The organism is Georgenia phoenicis (assembly GCF_047302425.1).
Lineage (GTDB): Bacteria > Actinomycetota > Actinomycetes > Actinomycetales > Actinomycetaceae > Oceanitalea.
The window spans coordinates 3,432,217-3,448,102 of sequence record NZ_CP154855.1 but is presented as its reverse complement, the minus strand read 5'-3'; the positions used below and the strand labels follow the sequence as shown (position 1 = coordinate 3,448,102).

The 15,886-nt window shown below is 72.3% G+C and carries 14 protein-coding genes; 8 read left to right on the top strand and 6 right to left on the bottom strand.

Annotated elements, in window-relative coordinates; all coding sequences use genetic code 11:
• Positions 1 to 136: 136 nt before the first annotated feature.
• Both AA0005_RS16235 and AA0005_RS16230 read left to right on the top strand, forming a co-directional pair.
• Positions 137 to 895: a recombinase family protein gene (locus AA0005_RS16235; RefSeq protein WP_275702903.1), complete on the top strand. Its 759-nt coding sequence runs from the start codon at positions 137 to 139 to the stop codon at positions 893 to 895.
• Between the two features lie 768 nt (positions 896 to 1,663).
• The gene (locus AA0005_RS16230) at positions 1,664 to 3,064 is read left to right on the top strand and encodes an NAD(P)/FAD-dependent oxidoreductase (protein WP_413451167.1); all 1,401 of its coding nucleotides are present in this window, start codon (positions 1,664 to 1,666) and stop codon (positions 3,062 to 3,064) included.
• A 19-nt stretch (positions 3,065 to 3,083) separates the two neighbouring features.
• On the opposite strand, the gene AA0005_RS16225 is transcribed toward AA0005_RS16230, so the two are convergent.
• Both AA0005_RS16225 and AA0005_RS16220 read right to left on the bottom strand, forming a co-directional pair.
• A complete protein-coding gene (locus AA0005_RS16225) occupies positions 3,084 to 3,938 on the bottom strand; it encodes an ABC transporter permease (RefSeq protein WP_413451166.1) in 855 nt (284 codons plus the stop codon).
• On the bottom strand, positions 3,935 to 4,882 hold the full coding sequence (locus AA0005_RS16220) for an ABC transporter ATP-binding protein (RefSeq protein ID WP_413451165.1): 948 nt from the start codon (positions 4,880 to 4,882) through the stop codon (positions 3,935 to 3,937). The genes AA0005_RS16225 and AA0005_RS16220 overlap by 4 nt, the downstream gene beginning before the upstream one ends.
• Before the next feature lie 245 nt (positions 4,883 to 5,127).
• Between AA0005_RS16220 and AA0005_RS16215 the strand changes: the two genes are divergently transcribed.
• Together AA0005_RS16215 and AA0005_RS16210 are read left to right on the top strand one after the other, a co-directional pair.
• Complete coding sequence (locus tag AA0005_RS16215) at positions 5,128 to 6,003, top strand: Bax inhibitor-1/YccA family membrane protein (protein WP_413451164.1); 876 nt, start codon at positions 5,128 to 5,130, stop codon at positions 6,001 to 6,003.
• A gap of 97 nt (positions 6,004 to 6,100) precedes the next feature.
• Positions 6,101 to 7,072 (top strand): acetylxylan esterase, encoded by a 972-nt coding sequence (locus tag AA0005_RS16210; protein ID WP_413451163.1) that lies wholly within the window; start codon positions 6,101 to 6,103, stop codon positions 7,070 to 7,072.
• A gap of 52 nt (positions 7,073 to 7,124) precedes the next feature.
• Here AA0005_RS16210 and AA0005_RS16205 read toward each other — a convergent pair whose 3' ends face one another.
• Positions 7,125 to 10,214 (bottom strand): efflux RND transporter permease subunit, encoded by a 3,090-nt coding sequence (locus AA0005_RS16205; RefSeq protein ID WP_413451162.1) that lies wholly within the window; start codon positions 10,212 to 10,214, stop codon positions 7,125 to 7,127.
• Between the two features lie 76 nt (positions 10,215 to 10,290).
• Between AA0005_RS16205 and AA0005_RS16200 the strand changes: the two genes are divergently transcribed.
• Together AA0005_RS16200 and AA0005_RS16195 are read left to right on the top strand one after the other, a co-directional pair.
• Positions 10,291 to 10,818, top strand: a complete 528-nt coding sequence (locus AA0005_RS16200) for a MarR family winged helix-turn-helix transcriptional regulator (protein WP_413451161.1) — start codon at positions 10,291 to 10,293, stop codon at positions 10,816 to 10,818.
• Positions 10,819 to 10,829: 11 nt separating this feature from the next.
• Entirely contained in the window at positions 10,830 to 11,234 is a 405-nt protein-coding gene (locus AA0005_RS16195; RefSeq protein ID WP_413451160.1) for an FKBP-type peptidyl-prolyl cis-trans isomerase, read from the top strand.
• 80 nt (positions 11,235 to 11,314) lie between these two features.
• On the opposite strand, the gene msrA is transcribed toward AA0005_RS16195, so the two are convergent.
• Positions 11,315 to 12,004, bottom strand: a complete 690-nt coding sequence (gene msrA, locus AA0005_RS16190) for a peptide-methionine (S)-S-oxide reductase MsrA (protein WP_413451159.1) — start codon at positions 12,002 to 12,004, stop codon at positions 11,315 to 11,317.
• 160 nt (positions 12,005 to 12,164) lie between these two features.
• On the opposite strand from msrA, the gene AA0005_RS16185 reads away from it, so the two are divergent.
• Positions 12,165 to 13,520, top strand: a complete 1,356-nt coding sequence (locus AA0005_RS16185) for an AI-2E family transporter (RefSeq protein WP_413451158.1) — start codon at positions 12,165 to 12,167, stop codon at positions 13,518 to 13,520.
• Positions 13,517 to 14,734, top strand: a complete 1,218-nt coding sequence (gene ilvA, locus AA0005_RS16180) for a threonine ammonia-lyase (RefSeq protein WP_413451157.1) — start codon at positions 13,517 to 13,519, stop codon at positions 14,732 to 14,734. Before AA0005_RS16185 ends, ilvA begins: the two co-directional genes overlap by 4 nt.
• Before the next feature lie 57 nt (positions 14,735 to 14,791).
• Here the strand turns inward: ilvA and greA are convergent, their stop codons facing one another.
• Together greA and AA0005_RS16170 are read right to left on the bottom strand one after the other, a co-directional pair.
• A complete protein-coding gene (greA, locus tag AA0005_RS16175) occupies positions 14,792 to 15,277 on the bottom strand; it encodes a transcription elongation factor GreA (protein WP_413451156.1) in 486 nt (161 codons plus the stop codon).
• 172 nt (positions 15,278 to 15,449) lie between these two features.
• Positions 15,450 to 15,875, bottom strand: coding sequence for a DUF4307 domain-containing protein (locus AA0005_RS16170; protein ID WP_413451155.1), 426 nt, complete (start codon positions 15,873 to 15,875; stop codon positions 15,450 to 15,452).
• Positions 15,876 to 15,886 lie beyond the last annotated feature (11 nt).

The window sequence follows — 15,886 nt, the reverse complement described above, 5'->3', positions numbered from 1 at the left end:
TTACGAATGTCGCCGGAGCGTCGTACTCTGGAGGGGAGGCAGATTCCTCCTTGATGTGGCGTCCCTCGCGGACAGGCCCTCGGGCCACTCTCTACGCACTGTCTCGTCACCTGACCGTGCCACGAGAGGAAACGCCATGATCCGACTGCTCTGGGCGCTCAGCGCCCACGCCCGCTACTACCTGCGGCGTTACATGCCCACCAACATCGCGCTCGACGCGATCCGCACCCGCCGCGGCCTGAAGTGGGGCATCCTCGCGATGCTCCTCGCGGTCCCGTACTTCCTCGCAGCGAACTACTGCATCACGCTGATCGAGGGCGGCGGCCCGGGCTGGCTGAACCTCCTCGTGCTCCTGTTCTGCTGGAATGCGCTCAAGTTCCTCATCATGGGCCTGGTCAGTGTCATCTTGCTCGTCCGCGCCCGCGTCCAGGAGGCCGTCGAGCGTCGCCGCCCGCCGCATGAACGAGGCACAGTCCCTCAAGTACCCGATGGCGAGTGTGGCGTGATGGGCGCCGTGATCTACACCCGCAGCGCACGCCCGAACTGGGCAACCCACGCTCACCAGCGGGCCGCCTGCCAATGCCTGGCCGCCGAGCTCGGCTACGAGGTCAGCGGCGAGTTCCACGACAACGGCCGGACACGACCCGCGCTCGACCAGGCCCTCGCCACCATCCGCGACGGGCAGGCATCGGCGCTCATCGTCGCGGACCTCTACCGACTCAGCCGACCGTCTACCGAGTTCGCCCGCATCATCGAGGCGCTGGACGAGGCCGACGTGCCCCTCTACGTCGTCGGGCAAGGCCGCGTGAGCCTTCCCGCGACTCCCGAGCTCGGCATCATGCTGGCGATCGCCGAGTACGAGGCCAAGCACTCCGAGGAGGACTTCACTCTGTAACCGCCACCCGACGTCCCCGAGGGCGGATGGTCGCACCTGCTGCGGCCACCGCCCTCTTCACTGCCCCCTGACTCACCCCGAAATGCAGACCAACCTCCATCAAGGTCATCCCGCCCTCGTAGAGCCTCACAGCCTCGCACGTGTGCTCCTCAGCCAGCCCTCGCACGCGCATCGGGACGGAACGGCGGACGAGGTGCGCGGCCACCGTTCGGTGGTAGACGCCGAACCGCTCACCGAGCTGCGCTAGCGTCATGCCCTGCTCGTACAGCGCCACCAGCTCATCAACCTCGGCGGCGCTCAGAGAGGTTTGAGTCTTCCCAACTGACCGCACCACACGACCCCGCGAGTCGGTCACCGAGGGTTCGGATGGCCGTTCGCTACGCTCGTAGGCACCCCGAGACAGGCGAGAAGCCACGGTTTTCAGGGCCGGGCCAGGGTTCTCAAACTCTCTACGGAGGTGCACCGGACACAGTCGTCCTTTCGTCCACGCCCGGCCGTGCTCGCGGCGGATGCCCGCCGCCCGCGGCCGCACCACACTGGTGGCACCAGCTCGGGCGGGCGGCCCGAGAGGATGGGGAACGACGATGGACGTCTTCGTGCTAGGCACCCATGCGCAGCAGGAGGAGACCGAGGTCACGGACAACGGCGTCCGTCCCACCCTCCTGCTCGTCGACGACTCCGAGGAGTTCCTCTGAGGCGGACGTGAGATGCGGGACAGTTGGGGTCCCGCACCGCGCATTCCCGACATGACCGACCTACCATCGACACATGACTGCCTCCGCCGGAACGGCCTCGCCCCGCGTGTCGCGCCCGCGCCGCACCAAGCGCATCCTCATCCTCGGAGGCGGGTACATCGGCCTGTACACCGCCCTCGGCCTGCGCAAGCGGATGAGCCGCGACGAGGTCGAGATCGCGATCGTCGACCCCCGGTCGTACATGACCTACCAGCCCTTCCTGCCCGAGGCGGCTGCCGGGTCCCTCGAGCCGCGCCACGTCGTCGCCCCGCTGCGCCGCGAGCTGCGCGGCTGCACGCTCGTCACCGGTGCGGTCTCGGAGATCCGCCACGGGGACCGTCGCGTCGTCGTCGAGCCGGTCGAGGAGGGGGAGCCCTACGAGCTCGCCTACGACGAGCTCGTCATCGGCCTCGGCGCCGTCGCCCGCACCCTGCCGATCCCCGGCCTCGCGGACTTCGCCATCGGCTTCAAGCAGGTCGAGGAGGCCACCGCGCTGCGCAACCAGGTCCTGGGCAAGATGGACGTCGCCGCGTCCACCTGGGACCCCGAGGTGCGCCGCCGCAAGCTGACCTTCGTCTTCGTCGGCGGTGGCTTCGCCGGAGTTGAGGCGCTGGGCGAGATCGAGGACATGGCCCGCGCCGCGGCGAAGAACTTCGACGGCATCCGCCGCGAGGACATGCGCTTCGTCCTCGTCGAGGGCGCCGGGCGCATCCTGCCCGAGGTGGGCGAGGAGCTCGGCGGCTACGCCCTCGAGCAGCTGCGGGCCCGCGGCATCGAGATCCACCTCAACACCTTCCTCGAGTCCTGCGTCGACGGGAACATCAAGCTGTCCACCGGCGAGGAGTTCGAGGCGGACACCGTCGTGTGGACGGCCGGCGTCAAGGCCAACCCCGTCCTCGCCAACTCCGACCTCCCGCTCGACGAGCGCGGACGCGTGCGCGCCCTGCCCACCCTCCAGGTGACGGACGACGACGGCGTGGTCGAGAACGCCTGGGTCGCCGGGGACTGCGCCGCCGTGCCGGACCTCACCGGTGAGCACGGCGCCACGACAGGCCCCACCGCGCAGCACGCGGTGCGCCAGGCCAAGCACCTCGCGCAGAACCTCGTCCGTGCCCTGCGTGGCGAGCCGCTCGAGGACTACAAGCACAAGAACATCGGGACCGTCGCCTCGCTCGGCCTCGGCAAGGGTGTGGCGAACGTCGGCGGGCTCAAGCTCCGCGGCCCCATCGCCTGGTTCATGCACCGCAGCTACCACATGTGGGCGATGCCGACCTTCAACCGCAAGGTGCGCATCGTCCTCGACTGGACCACCGCGCTGTTCTTCCGCCGCGAGCTCGTCGCGCTCGGCTCCCTGCAGAGCCCGCGGGCCTCCTTCGTGGCCGCCGCCACCGGCAACCAGAAGAAGCAGCCCTCGCCCTCCGCCGCCAAGGAGTGACGGGGCCGGCCGCGGTGCCTCAGGCGTCCCGACGACGCAGGAGCACCGCGGCGGCCAGCAGGGCGACGACGACGTAGGCCATGAAGACGCCGTAGCCCACCCACGGGTCGAGGAGCTCGGGCATGCCCGGCATCCCGCTCATGGTCGCGTCCGGCCCGCCGGCGGTGATGATCCGCTCGCCCGCCGTCGTCGGCAGGTAGGGGTAGATGTCGCGGAGCCAGTCCAGGCCGTTCATCGCGACCTGGAGGACCGTCGGCAGGATGAGCAGGACACCGACGACGACGGCGATCGCCCCCGCCGAGTGGCGCAGCAGCGTCCCGATGGCCAGGCCGAAGAGCCCGACGGCGGCGAGGTAGAGCCCGGTGCCCCAGAACATCCGCAGGGTGTCGGGGTCGCCGAGGTCCGCGGCCCCGCCGGCGTCTGCGAGCATCGGCATCGTGACGACGTAGGCCAGCGCCACCCCGAGGACGCCGACGACGAAGGACACGACCGCGACGAGGACCGCCTTGGCCGCGAGGACCGGCACCCGGGCGGGGACGGCGGTGAGCGAGGAGCGGATCATGCCGGTGGAGTACTCGCCGGTGACGACGAGGACGCCGAGGACGGCGATGACGAGCTGGGCCATCCCGTAGGCCGTGCCGAGCACCGCGAGGCCGTCCAGCCCGACCTCGTCGGGGCTGAAGCCCTCCGAGGCCACGGCACCGGCGGCGAAGGCCATGAGCACCGCGAGCATGACCATCGCGAGCAGCGTGAGCGCGATGGTCCAGTAGGTCGAGCGCAGCGACCAGAGCTTGATCCACTCCGAGCGAAGGACGCGGCCGGGCCCGACCGGGCGGACGGCGACGGTGGGCGTGGTGGTGGTGGTCGCGCTCATCGGGTGGCTCCTTGGGAGCGAGTGGTGGTGGCACCGTGCTGGGCCTCGGACCGGTACTCGACCTCGTCCTGGGTGAGGGTCATGTAGGCGTCCTCCAGCGAGGCGCGGACCGGCGTCAGCTCGTGCAGCGGGATGCCGGAGGCCGCGGCGAGGTCGCCGATCTCCTCCGCGCTGCGGCCGGTGACCTCCATGAGCCCCGGCTCGGCGGCGCGCAGGCTCGCGCCGGCCCGGGTGAGGATCTCGCTCAGCTCGGTCGCCCTGGGGGAGCGGACGCGGACGGTGACCCCACGCGTCGCGTCGATGAGCTCCTGCACCGGGCCGGAGGCGATGATCCGGCCGCGCCCGATGACGAGGAGCTGGTCGGCCGTCTGTGCCATCTCGCTCATGAGGTGGGAGGAGAGGAAGACCGTGCGGCCCTCGCCGGCGAGGTGGCGCACCATCGTGCGCACCCACTTGACGCCCTCGGGGTCCAGGCCGTTGACCGGCTCGTCGAGGATGAGGGTGCGGGGGTCGCCGAGCATGGCGGCGGCGATGCCCAGCCGCTGCCCCATGCCCAGGGAGAAGCCGCCCACCCGCTTGCGGGCCACCGCCTGCAGGCCGGTCATCTCGATGACCTCCCGCACGCGGGCGGTGGGGATGCCGTGCGTGGCGGCCAGGGCGCGCAGGTGCTGGTAGGCCGAGCGGCCGGTGTGGACCGCCTTGGCGTCGAGCAGCACCCCCACCTCGCTCAGCGGGGCGCGGTGCTGGGCGTAGGGCCGGCCGTTGACGGTGACCGTCCCCGACGTCGGCCGGTCGAGCCCGACGACCATGCGCATCGTCGTCGACTTCCCCGCCCCGTTGGGGCCGAGGAAACCGGTGACGGTGCCCGGGCGCACGGTGAAGCTCACCCGGTCGACCGCCGTCTTGTCCCCGTAGCGCTTGGTGAGCTCGTGGGCCTCGATCATGCGTACCTCCTTGTCCGACCTCCACCGTAGAGGGCCGCGGGGCCCGCTGGCGACGACCTCGCCGGGGAGATCTGCCCGCCCCGGCCTCCCGCTCGTGGGGGAGGGGCCACCCTCCGGAGGGCGGGTGGGGGAACACGGACGCCGCGGCGGACGTTCCCAGAGCAGCGTCCCACCGCCCGCATAGGATGGTCCGCGGACGAGACCATGGCGTCGGCTCCCGCCGCGCCACGACCAGGAGGCACTGAGTGAGCAATCCAGTCTTCGAGAACAGCCCGTACTTCGGCGAGCGCCGGGCGACGACCCCGAACGGCTACCCCGCCCACCCGGGTCACACGCCGCAGGGCGGCACCACCTACCAGCAGCCTCCGGTGGCGGACCCCTACCAGGTGCAGCACCTGGAGAACGCCTACCAGCAGCCGGCCGCGGGCCCCGCGCAGACCGGCCGGATGACCTACGACGACGTCATCATCAAGACCGGCGGCCTCCTCGCGCTCGTCGTCGCGATGGCCGCGCTCAACTGGTTCGTCCTCGGCGGCAACCCGCTCGCCACCTACGGCGGCCTCGCCGTCGGCTTCGTCCTGGGACTGGTCAACGCCTTCAAGCGGGAGCCCAGCCCGGCGCTCATCGCCGTCTACGCCGCGGCCGAGGGCCTGTTCCTCGGTGGCATCTCGATGGTCTTCGAGTCCATCTTCCCGGGCATCGTGCTCCAGGCGGTGCTTGCCACCGGCGCCACCTTCGTCGCCACGCTCCTGCTCTTCTCGAGCGGCGCGGTCCGCGTGACGCCGAAGATGACCCGCTTCGTGCTCATCGCGCTCGTCGGCTACGCGCTGTTCTCGCTCGTCAACCTCGGCATCATGCTCTTCGGCTCCGGCGACTCCGCCTTCGGCCTGCGCTCGGGCGTCGAGGTCATGGGCATCCCGCTCGGCATCATCGTCGGCATCTTCGCCGTCGGCCTGGCCGCCTTCTGCCTCATCATGGACTTCGACGCCATCAAGCGGGGCGTCGAGGGCGGCATCCCGGCGCGCTTCGCGTGGTCGGCCGCCTTCGGTCTGCTCGTCACCCTCGTGTGGCTCTACCTCGAGTTCCTCCGCCTGCTCGCGATCTTCCGCGGCGGCGAGTAGGCCCTCACCCCACCCCGGTCACGCCGAGAGCCGGACTCCTCCCGAGGAGTCCGGCTCTCGGCGTTCGAGGGGTGCGGACGGCGCTAGGCTTCCGGCCGTGCCCCTCTTCGACATCGATGCCGCTGCCCTGCACGACTACCGTCCGGAGGTCGCCGAACCGGCCGACTTCGACGACTTCTGGGCCCGCACGCTGGCCGAGACCCGCTCCCACGACCTCGCCGTCGAGCTCGAGCCGGTGGACGCCCACCTCTCCGTGATCGAGGCCTACGACCTCACCTTCTCCGGTTTCGGCGGCCACCGGATCAAGGCCTGGTACCTGCGCCCCGCCGGCCGGGGCGACGAGCAGCTGCCCGCCGTCGTCGAGTACCTCGGCTACGGCGGCGGGCGCGGCCTCGCGCACAGCCGCCTCACCTGGGCCGCCGCCGGCTACGCCTACGTCGTCATGGACACCCGCGGGCAGGGGACCGCGCCGACGAACGGCTTCGGTGCCACCCCCGACCCGGCCGGCGCCGGCGTCGCCGCCCCCGGCACCCTCACGCGGGGCATCGAGGACCCGCACGACCACTACTACCGGCGCCTCATCACCGACGGCGTGCGCGCCGTCGAGGCTGCCCGCGCGCTGCCCGGCGTCGACCCGGCGCGGGTCGCCGTCACCGGGGTGAGCCAGGGCGGCGCGATCACCACCGCCGTCGCCGGCCTCATCGACGTCGCCGCCGCGATGCCGGACGTGCCGTGGCTGTCCCACATCCGCCGCGGCGTCGAGACGGCGCCCGCCGGGCCCTTCGCCGAGGTCCGCACCTACCTGTCGGCGCACCGGCACCGCGTCGAGGACGCCTTCCGGACGCTGTCCTACATCGACGGCGTCAACCACGCCAAGCGGGCCCAGGCGCCGGGTCTGTACTCGGTGGCGCTCATGGACCCGATCTGCCCGCCGTCGACCGTGTACGCGGCGGCGAACCGGTGGGGCGGGGAGGTCGACATCGAGGTCTACCCCTTCAACGAGCACGAGGGCGGCACCGAGTTCCAGCGCGAGCGCCAGCTCGGCTGGCTCGCCGAGCGCCTGTCCTGAGGCAACGGCAAAGGGCCGGGCACCGCACGGTGCCCGGCCCTTGTCGCGTCCGTCAGTCGGCCGCAGCCTCGACGAGGTCGGGCTGCTTCTCCGCCCGCCGCGCCCGCTGCTTCTCCAGGCGGCGCTCGACCAGGAGGTAGAGCACCGGCACGAGCAGCAGGGTGAGCAGGGTCGAGGTGATGAGACCACCGATGACGACGAGCGCGAGCGGCTGGGAGATGAAGGCGCTGCCGCCGGTCACGCCGATCGCCATCGGGGTGAGCGCGGCGATCGTCGCCGCCGCCGTCATGAGGATCGGCGCCAGCCGGTGGCGGCCGCCCTCGACGATGCCCTCGTGCAGGCCCATGCCCTGCTTGCGGTACTGGTTGATGAGGTCGATGAGGACGATCGCGTTGGTGACGACGACGCCGACGAGCATGAGCGCGCCGATGAGGCCCGGCACGTCCAGCTGGCTGCCGGTCGCGACGAGCATCCCGACCGCGCCGGTGGCCGCGAAGGGCACCGACACGAGGAGGATGAGCGGCTGCACGAGGGAGTTGAAGGTCGCCACCATGACGAGGTAGACGATGGCGATCGACAGCGCCAGGGCGAGCCCGAGGTTGGCGAAGGCCTCCTCCTGCTCGGCGCTGACACCGGCCACCTCGGCGACCACGCCGTCGGGCAGCTCGAGGTCGTCGAGGGCGGCCTGGAGCTCACTCGTCACGCTGCCGAGGTCCGAGGCGGTGGACGTCGCACTGATCGTCGCGCTGCGCAGCCCGTCGGCGCGGGTGATGGAGACCGGCTGCTCGACCTCGCGGACCTCGGCCACCTGGGACAGCGGCACCGGGCCGACCGGGGTCGGCAGGGGCAGGGCCGCGATCTCCTCGCGGGTGCCCGGCGTCTCCCCGACGTCCATGACGACGTCGCTGCGCCCGTACTCGGTGTTGATCGAGGCGACCGTGCTGCCCTGGAGGGCGGTCGAGACGGTCTGTCCGACGGCGGCCTCGCTCAGCCCGAGCGCGGCGGCGGCCTCGCGGTCGACCTCGACGAGCAGCGTGGGCAGCTCGGCGGCGAGGTTGGAGGTGACGTCGGTCGTCCCCTCGATGCCCTCGACGGCGGAGAGCACGTCCGCGGCGGCGGACTCGACGTCCTCGCCGTCGGCGCCGCTGACGACGACCTCGAGGCTCCCGGAGAAGCCGGCCATGCCGGTGGCGACGGTGAGCTCACCGAGCGTGTCGAGCTCCTCGAGGCGGGAGCGCAGCTCCTCCTCGGCGGCCACCGCGTCGGCGTCGAGGTCGAGGGTGATGGAGAAGGTCGTCTCCCCGCCCGCCCCGAAGAAGGCCATGGCGGAGTCGCCGGACCCGCCGGTCACCTGGTAGGTGTCGACGGCGTCGATCTCGGAGACGACGTCCTCGACCTCCTGCGCGGCGGCGTCGGCCGCCTGGAGCGAGGTGCCTGGGGGCAGCTCCTGGGTGACAGACAGGGTGTTCTGGCCGGTGTCGCCGATGAACTCCGTCTCCAGCTGCGTGGCCAGGCCCACCGTGCCGCCGAGGATGGCGACGGCGACGAGCACCGCGACCCAGGGGCGGGCGAGGGCGCCGCGCAGGGTGCCGACGTAGGCGCGCTGGAGGGCGCCGGAGCGCTCCTTCTCCTCGGCGGCGGCCCGCAGGGCCTCGACGTCCTCCCCGGGCTTGGGGCCGCGGACGAACCAGTACGCGAGCACCGGCACGATCGTCAGCGCGACGAAGAGCGAGGCGAGCAGCGCGAGCGCCGCGGTGAAGGCGAAGGGACGGAAGAGCTCACCGACCATGCCGCCGACCAGACCGATCGGGACGAAGACCGCCGCCGTCGCGATCGTCGCGGAGGTGATGGCGCCGGCGACCTCGCTCACGGCGTCGAGGATCGCCCGGCGGCGCGGCTTGCCGTAGGACAGGTGCCGGTTGATGTTCTCGATGACGACGATGGAGTCGTCGACGACGCGGCCGACCGAGACGGTGAGGGCGGCCAGCGTGAAGAGGTTGAGGGTGTAGCCGACCGTCCGCAGCCCGATGAGCGCGACGACGAGCGACAGCGGGATCGACAGGGCGGTCACGCCCGTGGGCCGCCACTTGCGCAGGAAGAGCAGGATGATGACGACGGCGAAGACGAGACCCAGCAGGCCCTCCGTCGCGAGGTCCTTGATCGAGTCCTGGATGAAGGGCGCCTGGTCGAAGACGACCGTGATCTGCGCGCCGTCGCCGAGGGCGGCCTCGAAGTCACCGAGCAGGTCCTGGACCTCCTGGGACACCTCGACGGTGTTGCCGTCCGGGGTCTTGGTCACGGCCAGGCCGAAGCTCGGGTCGCCGTCGGTGCGGTTGAAGGACGTCGGCTCGGTGCGCTCGTCGCTCACGGAGGCGACGGCGTCGATGCGGACGGGGCCGGCCTCCGTGGCGATCGGCAGCGCCGCAATGTCCTCGGCCGAGGTCAGCCGGGCGCCGGTCTCGACGGACAGCGTGCGGTCGCCCTCGGTGACGGTGCCGCCGGGGACGACGGCGCCGTTCGCCTGGAGCGTCTCGGCGATGGCGCTGGGGTCAACGCCGGCGGCGGCCGCGGCGGCGAGGTCGACGTCGATGCGGACGAGGCGGTCCTGGACGCCGCTGAGCTGGACGTCCCGCACGCCCTCGAGGCGCTCGAGCTCGGGGACGACGACGGTGCGCAGCACCTCGGCGGCCTGCTCCTGGTCGCCGCTCGTCGCGGCCGAGAGCTGGATGACGGGCAGGTCGTCGACGCCGCCGCTGATGACCTGGGTGTCGGCCGACTCGGGCAGCACGGGGTCCAGGCGCGTGACGGCGGCCTGGAGCTCCTGCTGGGCGTTGGTGACGTCCGTGCCGTAGGCGAGCTCGAGGAGGACGACGGAGGAGCCGGCGCTCGACGTCGAGGTCGTGCCCTCGAGGCCCGCGACGACGCCGGCGGCCTGCTCGACGACGTCGGTCACCTGCTGCTCGACGACCTCGGGCGAGGCGCCGGGGTAGGTCGTCACCGCGCCGACGATCGGCAGGTCCAGCGGGGGGATGAGCTCCTGCTTGAGCGTCGTCGTCGCCCACAGGCCGCCAAGGACGGCGAGAACGGTGGCGAGGGCGACGAGGGCACGGTTGGCCAGGCTGAACCGGGCGAGTGACGACACGAGGTCTCCGTCTGACGATGTGGAGTAAAGTGGCGGGCAGGCCTAATTGTTAGGCAAACCCGAAGTAAGGTAACACGTGAGCGACCAGCACCCGAGCGAGCATCATCGCCTCATCGACGAGGTGACGGCGACCGGTGAGATGGTCGCCAAGTTCTTCGTCCACGAGCAGCTCGGTCCCATCCTCGGCTCGACGCTGACCATGCAGCAGCTCAAGCTCGTCGCCCTGCTCGCCACCCACGGGCCGCTGGGCGGCCACGACCTCGCCCGGCACCTCGAGGTCTCGATGCCGACCGTCTCGGGGATCGTCGACCGGCTCGTCGAGCGCGGGATGGTCGAGCGCCGCGAGGACCCGAGCGACCGGCGGGTGCGGCTCACCGCGCTGAGCCCGGAGGGGGAGGCCTTCATCGCGGAGCACGACCGCGCCGGGTGGCGCCTGGGCATGGAGATCCTCGAGACGATGGAGGCGGAGGACCTGCGCGCCCTCGCCCGCGGCCTGGCGGCCATGTGGGCGGCCGTCGAGCAGCGGGTGGCCCGGGGTGAGGGGCCGGCGTGCTTCCCGCTGCACCGCGATGCCCCGGCGGGCGAGGCGCCGGGCGCGCCGTAGGCTGGTGCGCCATGAGCGCAAACCTCCCCATCGCGTCCGGCTCCTTCGGCGACGACCCCACCCTGACTTTCCCCGGCACCCCGGCCCCCGACGGCCTGCAGGTCGCCGTCCTCGAGGCGGGTGACGGGCCGGCGGTCGAGGCTGGCGACACGATCGTCGTCAACTACCACGGCCAGATCTGGGACGGCGCCGTCTTCGACAGCTCCTACGCCCGCGGCTCGACAATCTCCTTCCCCATCGGGATGGGCATGGTCATCGGCGGCTGGGACGACGGCCTCGTCGGCAAGGCCATCGGCTCGCGGGTGCTGCTGTCCATCCCGCCGGAGCACGGCTACGGCTCCCGCGGCGTCCCCCAGGCCGGCATCGGCGGGGAGGACACCCTGGTCTTCGTTGTCGACATCGTCGGCGTCGAGTAGGGCTCTACCCTCCCGCCCTTCTCCACGACTGTGCGCCCGCTGGAATGCTCCGACGGGCGCACAGTGCGTGAGGGGGCGGCTCAGGCCGGGGGCAGGACGTCCTGCTGGGCGGGGACCTGGTCCTGGCGCACCAGGCCCACCGGGCAGGTGTAGCCGTTGGGGCCGTGGTTGCAGTAGCCGCCGGGGTTCTTGTGCAGGTACTGCTGGTGGTAGGCCTCGGCGGGGTAGAAGGTGCCCGCCGGGGCGATCTCGGTGGAGATGGGCCCGTGGCCGGCGTCGGCCAGGACGCGGCCGAAGGCCTCCTTGGTGAGCTCGGCGGCCTGCTCCTGCTGCGGCGTCGTCCAGTAGATCGCCGAGCGGTACTGGGTGCCGACGTCGTTGCCCTGGCGGTTGGGCGTCGTCGGGTCGTGGTTCTCCCAGAAGGCCTTGAGCAGGCGCTCGGGGTCGGTGCGGGCGGGGTCGTAGGCGACGAGCACGGCCTCGGTGTGCCCGGTGCGGCCGGTGCACACCTCCTCGTAGGTCGGGTAGGGCGTGAAGCCGCCCATGTACCCGGCCGCCGTCGTCACGACGCCGTCGAGCTTCCAGAAGATCCGCTCGGCGCCCCAGAAACAGCCCATGGCGACGTAGAGGACCTCGGTGCCCTCGGGCCACGGCCCGCTCAGCGGGGTGCTGAGCACCTCGTGGCGCTCGGGGACGGTGTAACCGGGCGCCTGGCGGCCGGGCAGCGCCTGCTCGGCGGTGACCATGCGGGGCTCGGGACGGAAGAACATGTGACCTCCAGCGGTGCGGGGACGCCGACCGCCGCGGGGGGACGGCAGCCGGCGCTCATCTACAACATCAGCCCCACCTGGGTATTCCCTGGGAGGGCTGTGCCACCGGGCGTCCTCTAGGCTGTGGCCTGGCTCTCCCGACCAGACGATTGTGGGGTTCATGTCCGAGAACACGCCCGGGTGGCTCTCCCGGCTCACACCCACCCGCCGCAGTGCCCCCGAGCAGCCGCCGGTCGTCGCACGCGTCGTCCACGAGTCCCGGCTCGGGGAGGACGACTCCGCCGAGCTCGCCGTCCCGCTGCCCGTCCGCGCGGCGGCGGCGTGGTCGTGGCGGCTGCTCACGATCGCCGCGGCCGCGGCCCTCGTCGGCTACCTCGTCATCGTGTTCAAGACGGTCGTCGTCGCCTTCGTCCTCGCCATCCTGCTCGCGGTGCTCCTCGACCCGGTCTCGGCGTGGCTGCGCAAGCGGCTGCGCTTCCCCCGCACGCTCGCCTCGGCGGTGACGCTGCTCGGGACGATCGCCCTCGTCGTCGGCCTGCTCACCCTCGCCGGACGCTCGATCGTCGCCGGCTTCGCCGACCTCGCCGACCAGGCCACCCAGGGCTTCGAGGAGCTCGTCGGCTGGCTGTCCGACGGGCCGCTCGGCATCGACGAGTCCCAGCTGCAGACCTGGCTCGACGAGGGGCTCGGACAGCTGGAGGCCAACTCCAGCGCCCTCGTCTCCGGCGCCCTGGCCGCGACGACCTCGGTGACGCAGGTCGTCACCGGCGGCGTCATCTCGCTGTTCTGCCTCTTCTTCTTCCTGCGCGAGGGTCGCCGCATCTGGCAGTGGTTCGTGCGCCTGGCGCCCGCGCGCACCCGCGACCGGGTCAACGAGGCCGGCATCCGCGGCTGGCTGACCCTCGGCGGCTACGCCCGCACCCAGATCCTCGTCGCCCTCGCGGACTCCATCGGGATCGGCATCGGCGCCTGGATCCTCGGGCTGCCGCTCGTCCTGCCGCTGACGATCCTCGTCTTCCTCGGCTCCTTCATCCCGATCGTCGGTGCGCTCGTCACCGGCGCGGTCGCCGTGCTCGTCGCCCTCGTCGACCAGGACGTCCAGACCGCGCTCATCATGCTCATCATCGTCCTCGTCGTGCAGCAGATCGAGGGCAACGTCCTGCAGCCGTGGCTCATGGGCAACGCCGTCTCCCTCCACCCGGTGGCGGTGCTCCTCGCCGTCACCGCCGGGACGGGCGTGGCCGGCATCCTCGGCGCGCTGCTCGCGGTCCCCATCGCGGCCGTCGTCAACACGGTGGTCCTCTACCTCCACGGCCACGACAAGCACCCGAGGGCCGCGACCGACTGGTACCGCCCGGGCGGGCCGCCCGGCACCCTGTTCCGGTCGATCGCCGACTCCTACGAGGCCTCGGACGAGGACGACGCCGACGGCGAGACCGTCGACGCCGCCACCGTCTCGGGCCCCGAGCCCGACGACGAGTCCCGCCCGGACGAGGGGGGCCCGGCCAGGTCGTGACGCCGATCGCGCTCACCGAGATCGAGGAGGCCGCCGAGCTGCTGCGTGGCGTCACCGCCCGCACCCCCGTGGAGGCGAGCGGCGCGCTCAGCGAGCTGGCCGGCACGCCCGTCGTCCTCAAGTGCGAGAACCTCCAGCGCACCGGATCCTTCAAGCTCCGCGGCGCCTACGTGCGGCTGTCGCGGCTCACCGCCGAGGAGTGCGCCCGGGGCGTCGTCGCGGCCAGCGCCGGCAACCACGCGCAGGGGGTGGCGCTGGCCGCCCGTGAGCTCGGCATCTCCGCCGTCGTCTACATGCCGCTCGGTGCGGCGCTGCCCAAGCTCGCCGCCACCCGCGGCTACGGCGCCGAGGTGCGCCAGGAGGGCGCCGACCTCGCCGGCGCGCTCGTGGCGGCGCAGCGGGAGGCGGCCGACAGCGGCCGGGTCTACATCCCGCCCTGCGACCACCGCGACGTCGTCCTCGGGCAGGCGACGATCGGCCTGGAGATCCTCGACCAGGTGCCCGACGTCCGCACGATCCTCGTGCCGACCGGGGGAGGGGGCCTGCTCGCCGGCGTCGCCGCCGCCGTCCACGCGCGGGGCACCGACGTCCGCGTGGTCGGTGTCCAGGCGGCGGGGGCCGCGGCCTTCCCCGGGTCGCTCACCGCCGGCCGTCCGGTCCCGGTGGAGCGGATGAGCACGATCGCCGACGGCATCGCGGTCCCCGCCCCGAGCGAGCTGACGCTCGGCATCGTTCGTGAGCACGGCATCGAGGTGCGCACGGTGAGCGAGGAGTCGATCGCCCGTGCGCTCCTTCTGCTCAGCGAGCGCGCCAAGCTCGTCGTCGAGCCGTCCGGCGCGGCCGGGGTCGCTGCGCTGCTCGACGCCGTGCCCGGCCTCGAGGGGCCGGTCGCCGTGATCCTGTCGGGCGGCAACGTCGACACGCTCGTGCTCCACCGCATCCTGCGCCATGGCCTCGTCGCCGCCGGCCGCTACCTTCAGATGGAGGTACGCGTCCCGGACCAGCCGGGCTCCCTGGCGGGGCTGCTCGGGGTGCTCGCCGGCACCGGGAGCAACGTCGTGAGCATCAACCACGACCGCACGAGCGCGGACCTCGGTGTCGCGGAGGTGCAGATCGGCGTCGAGGTCGAGACCCGGGGCACCGACCACTGCCGGGAGGTCGTCACCGCGCTGCGGGACGAGGGCTACGGCGTCGTCTTCCAGTCCGTCGGGTGACGACGGAAACGGGGCGCCGGCGGCTCTCGCCGCCAGCGCCCCGCTCGAAGCCGGAGCTCAGCCGGTGAAGGGCTTGACCTCGACGATGTCCACGGAGATCGCCTTGCCGTTCGGGGCGGTGTAGGTCACGGAGTCGCCGGCCTTCTTGCCGACGATCGCGGCACCGAGGGGGGAGCGCTCGGAGAGGACCTCGATGTCGACGTCCTGGGCGGCCTCGCGGGAGCCGAGGAGGAAGACCTCCTGCTCGCCGGCGATCGTCGCGGTGACGACCATGCCGGACTCGACGACGCCGTCGTCGGCCGGGGCCTCCCCGACCTGCGCGTTGCGCAGCAGCTCGGTGAGCTGGACGATCCGGCCCTCCATCTTGCCCTGCTCCTCGCGGGCAGCGTGGTAGCCACCGTTCTCCTTGAGGTCACCCTCGGCGCGGGCCGCCTCGATGCGCTCGGTGATCTCGGCGCGGCCGGGACCGGTGAGGTGCTCGAGCTCGGCCTTGAGACGGTTGTACGCCTCCGCGGTCAGCCAGGTGGTCGCTGTCTCGGCCACGTCTCCTCCTCCAACACAAAATCATGAGCCTCGGCCACTGGTCGGGCCGAGGCTTTCCGTATGTCACGCGCGCCGCGGGTGGCGACGCTGCGCTGCTCGCCGCGCGGGGCGACGCCGACAGGATAGCAAGGTTCCGTCGAACGGCCGTACAAACGCCGTGGAAACCTGCTCGTCAGCGACTCTCGGACGTCGTCTCCCGGCAGCCGGAGACCCGCGCCCCGGTCGCCGGCTCGGTCGTCGCGACCCGCGCCGTGACGAAGGTGCTGCGCTCGGGCGCCGGGCCGACCGTCACGCGCGCCACCCCGACCTGCGCGAAGGCGTCGTTGAGGGCCAGGACCGTGCACTCCGCCGTCGTGCCCGGGTCCATGTGGGCCACGAAGGAGACCTCGACGGCGGAGTCGTCGACGACGGTGAAGGCGGCGTCCTCGGTGCGCACCGCCTCGTCCGTGGAGACGACGGCGAGGACGACGAAGGCGGCGACGGCGAGGACGGCGAAGGCGACAAGAGCAAGACGACGGCGGCGCCGGGTGCGGGGGTCGGGAGCCGGGCCGTAGCGCTCCTCGAGGGCCGCGCGCTGCTCGTCGTCGTGGGTGCTCACCTCCCCATTGT

Bases quoted from the DNA above. Each gene is read 5' to 3' on its own strand.
- AA0005_RS16235 (WP_275702903.1), top strand. From the start codon at position 137: ATGATCCGACTGCTCTGGGCGCTCAGCGCCCACGCCCGCTACTACCTG.
- AA0005_RS16230 (WP_413451167.1), top strand. From the start codon at position 1,664: ATGACTGCCTCCGCCGGAACGGCCTCGCCCCGCGTGTCGCGCCCGCGC.
- AA0005_RS16225 (WP_413451166.1), bottom strand. From the start codon at position 3,938: ATGAGCGCGACCACCACCACCACGCCCACCGTCGCCGTCCGCCCGGTC.
- AA0005_RS16220 (WP_413451165.1), bottom strand. From the start codon at position 4,882: ATGATCGAGGCCCACGAGCTCACCAAGCGCTACGGGGACAAGACGGCG.
- AA0005_RS16195 (WP_413451160.1), top strand. From the start codon at position 10,830: ATGAGCGCAAACCTCCCCATCGCGTCCGGCTCCTTCGGCGACGACCCC.
- msrA (WP_413451159.1), bottom strand. From the start codon at position 12,004: ATGTTCTTCCGTCCCGAGCCCCGCATGGTCACCGCCGAGCAGGCGCTG.
- AA0005_RS16185 (WP_413451158.1), top strand. From the start codon at position 12,165: ATGTCCGAGAACACGCCCGGGTGGCTCTCCCGGCTCACACCCACCCGC.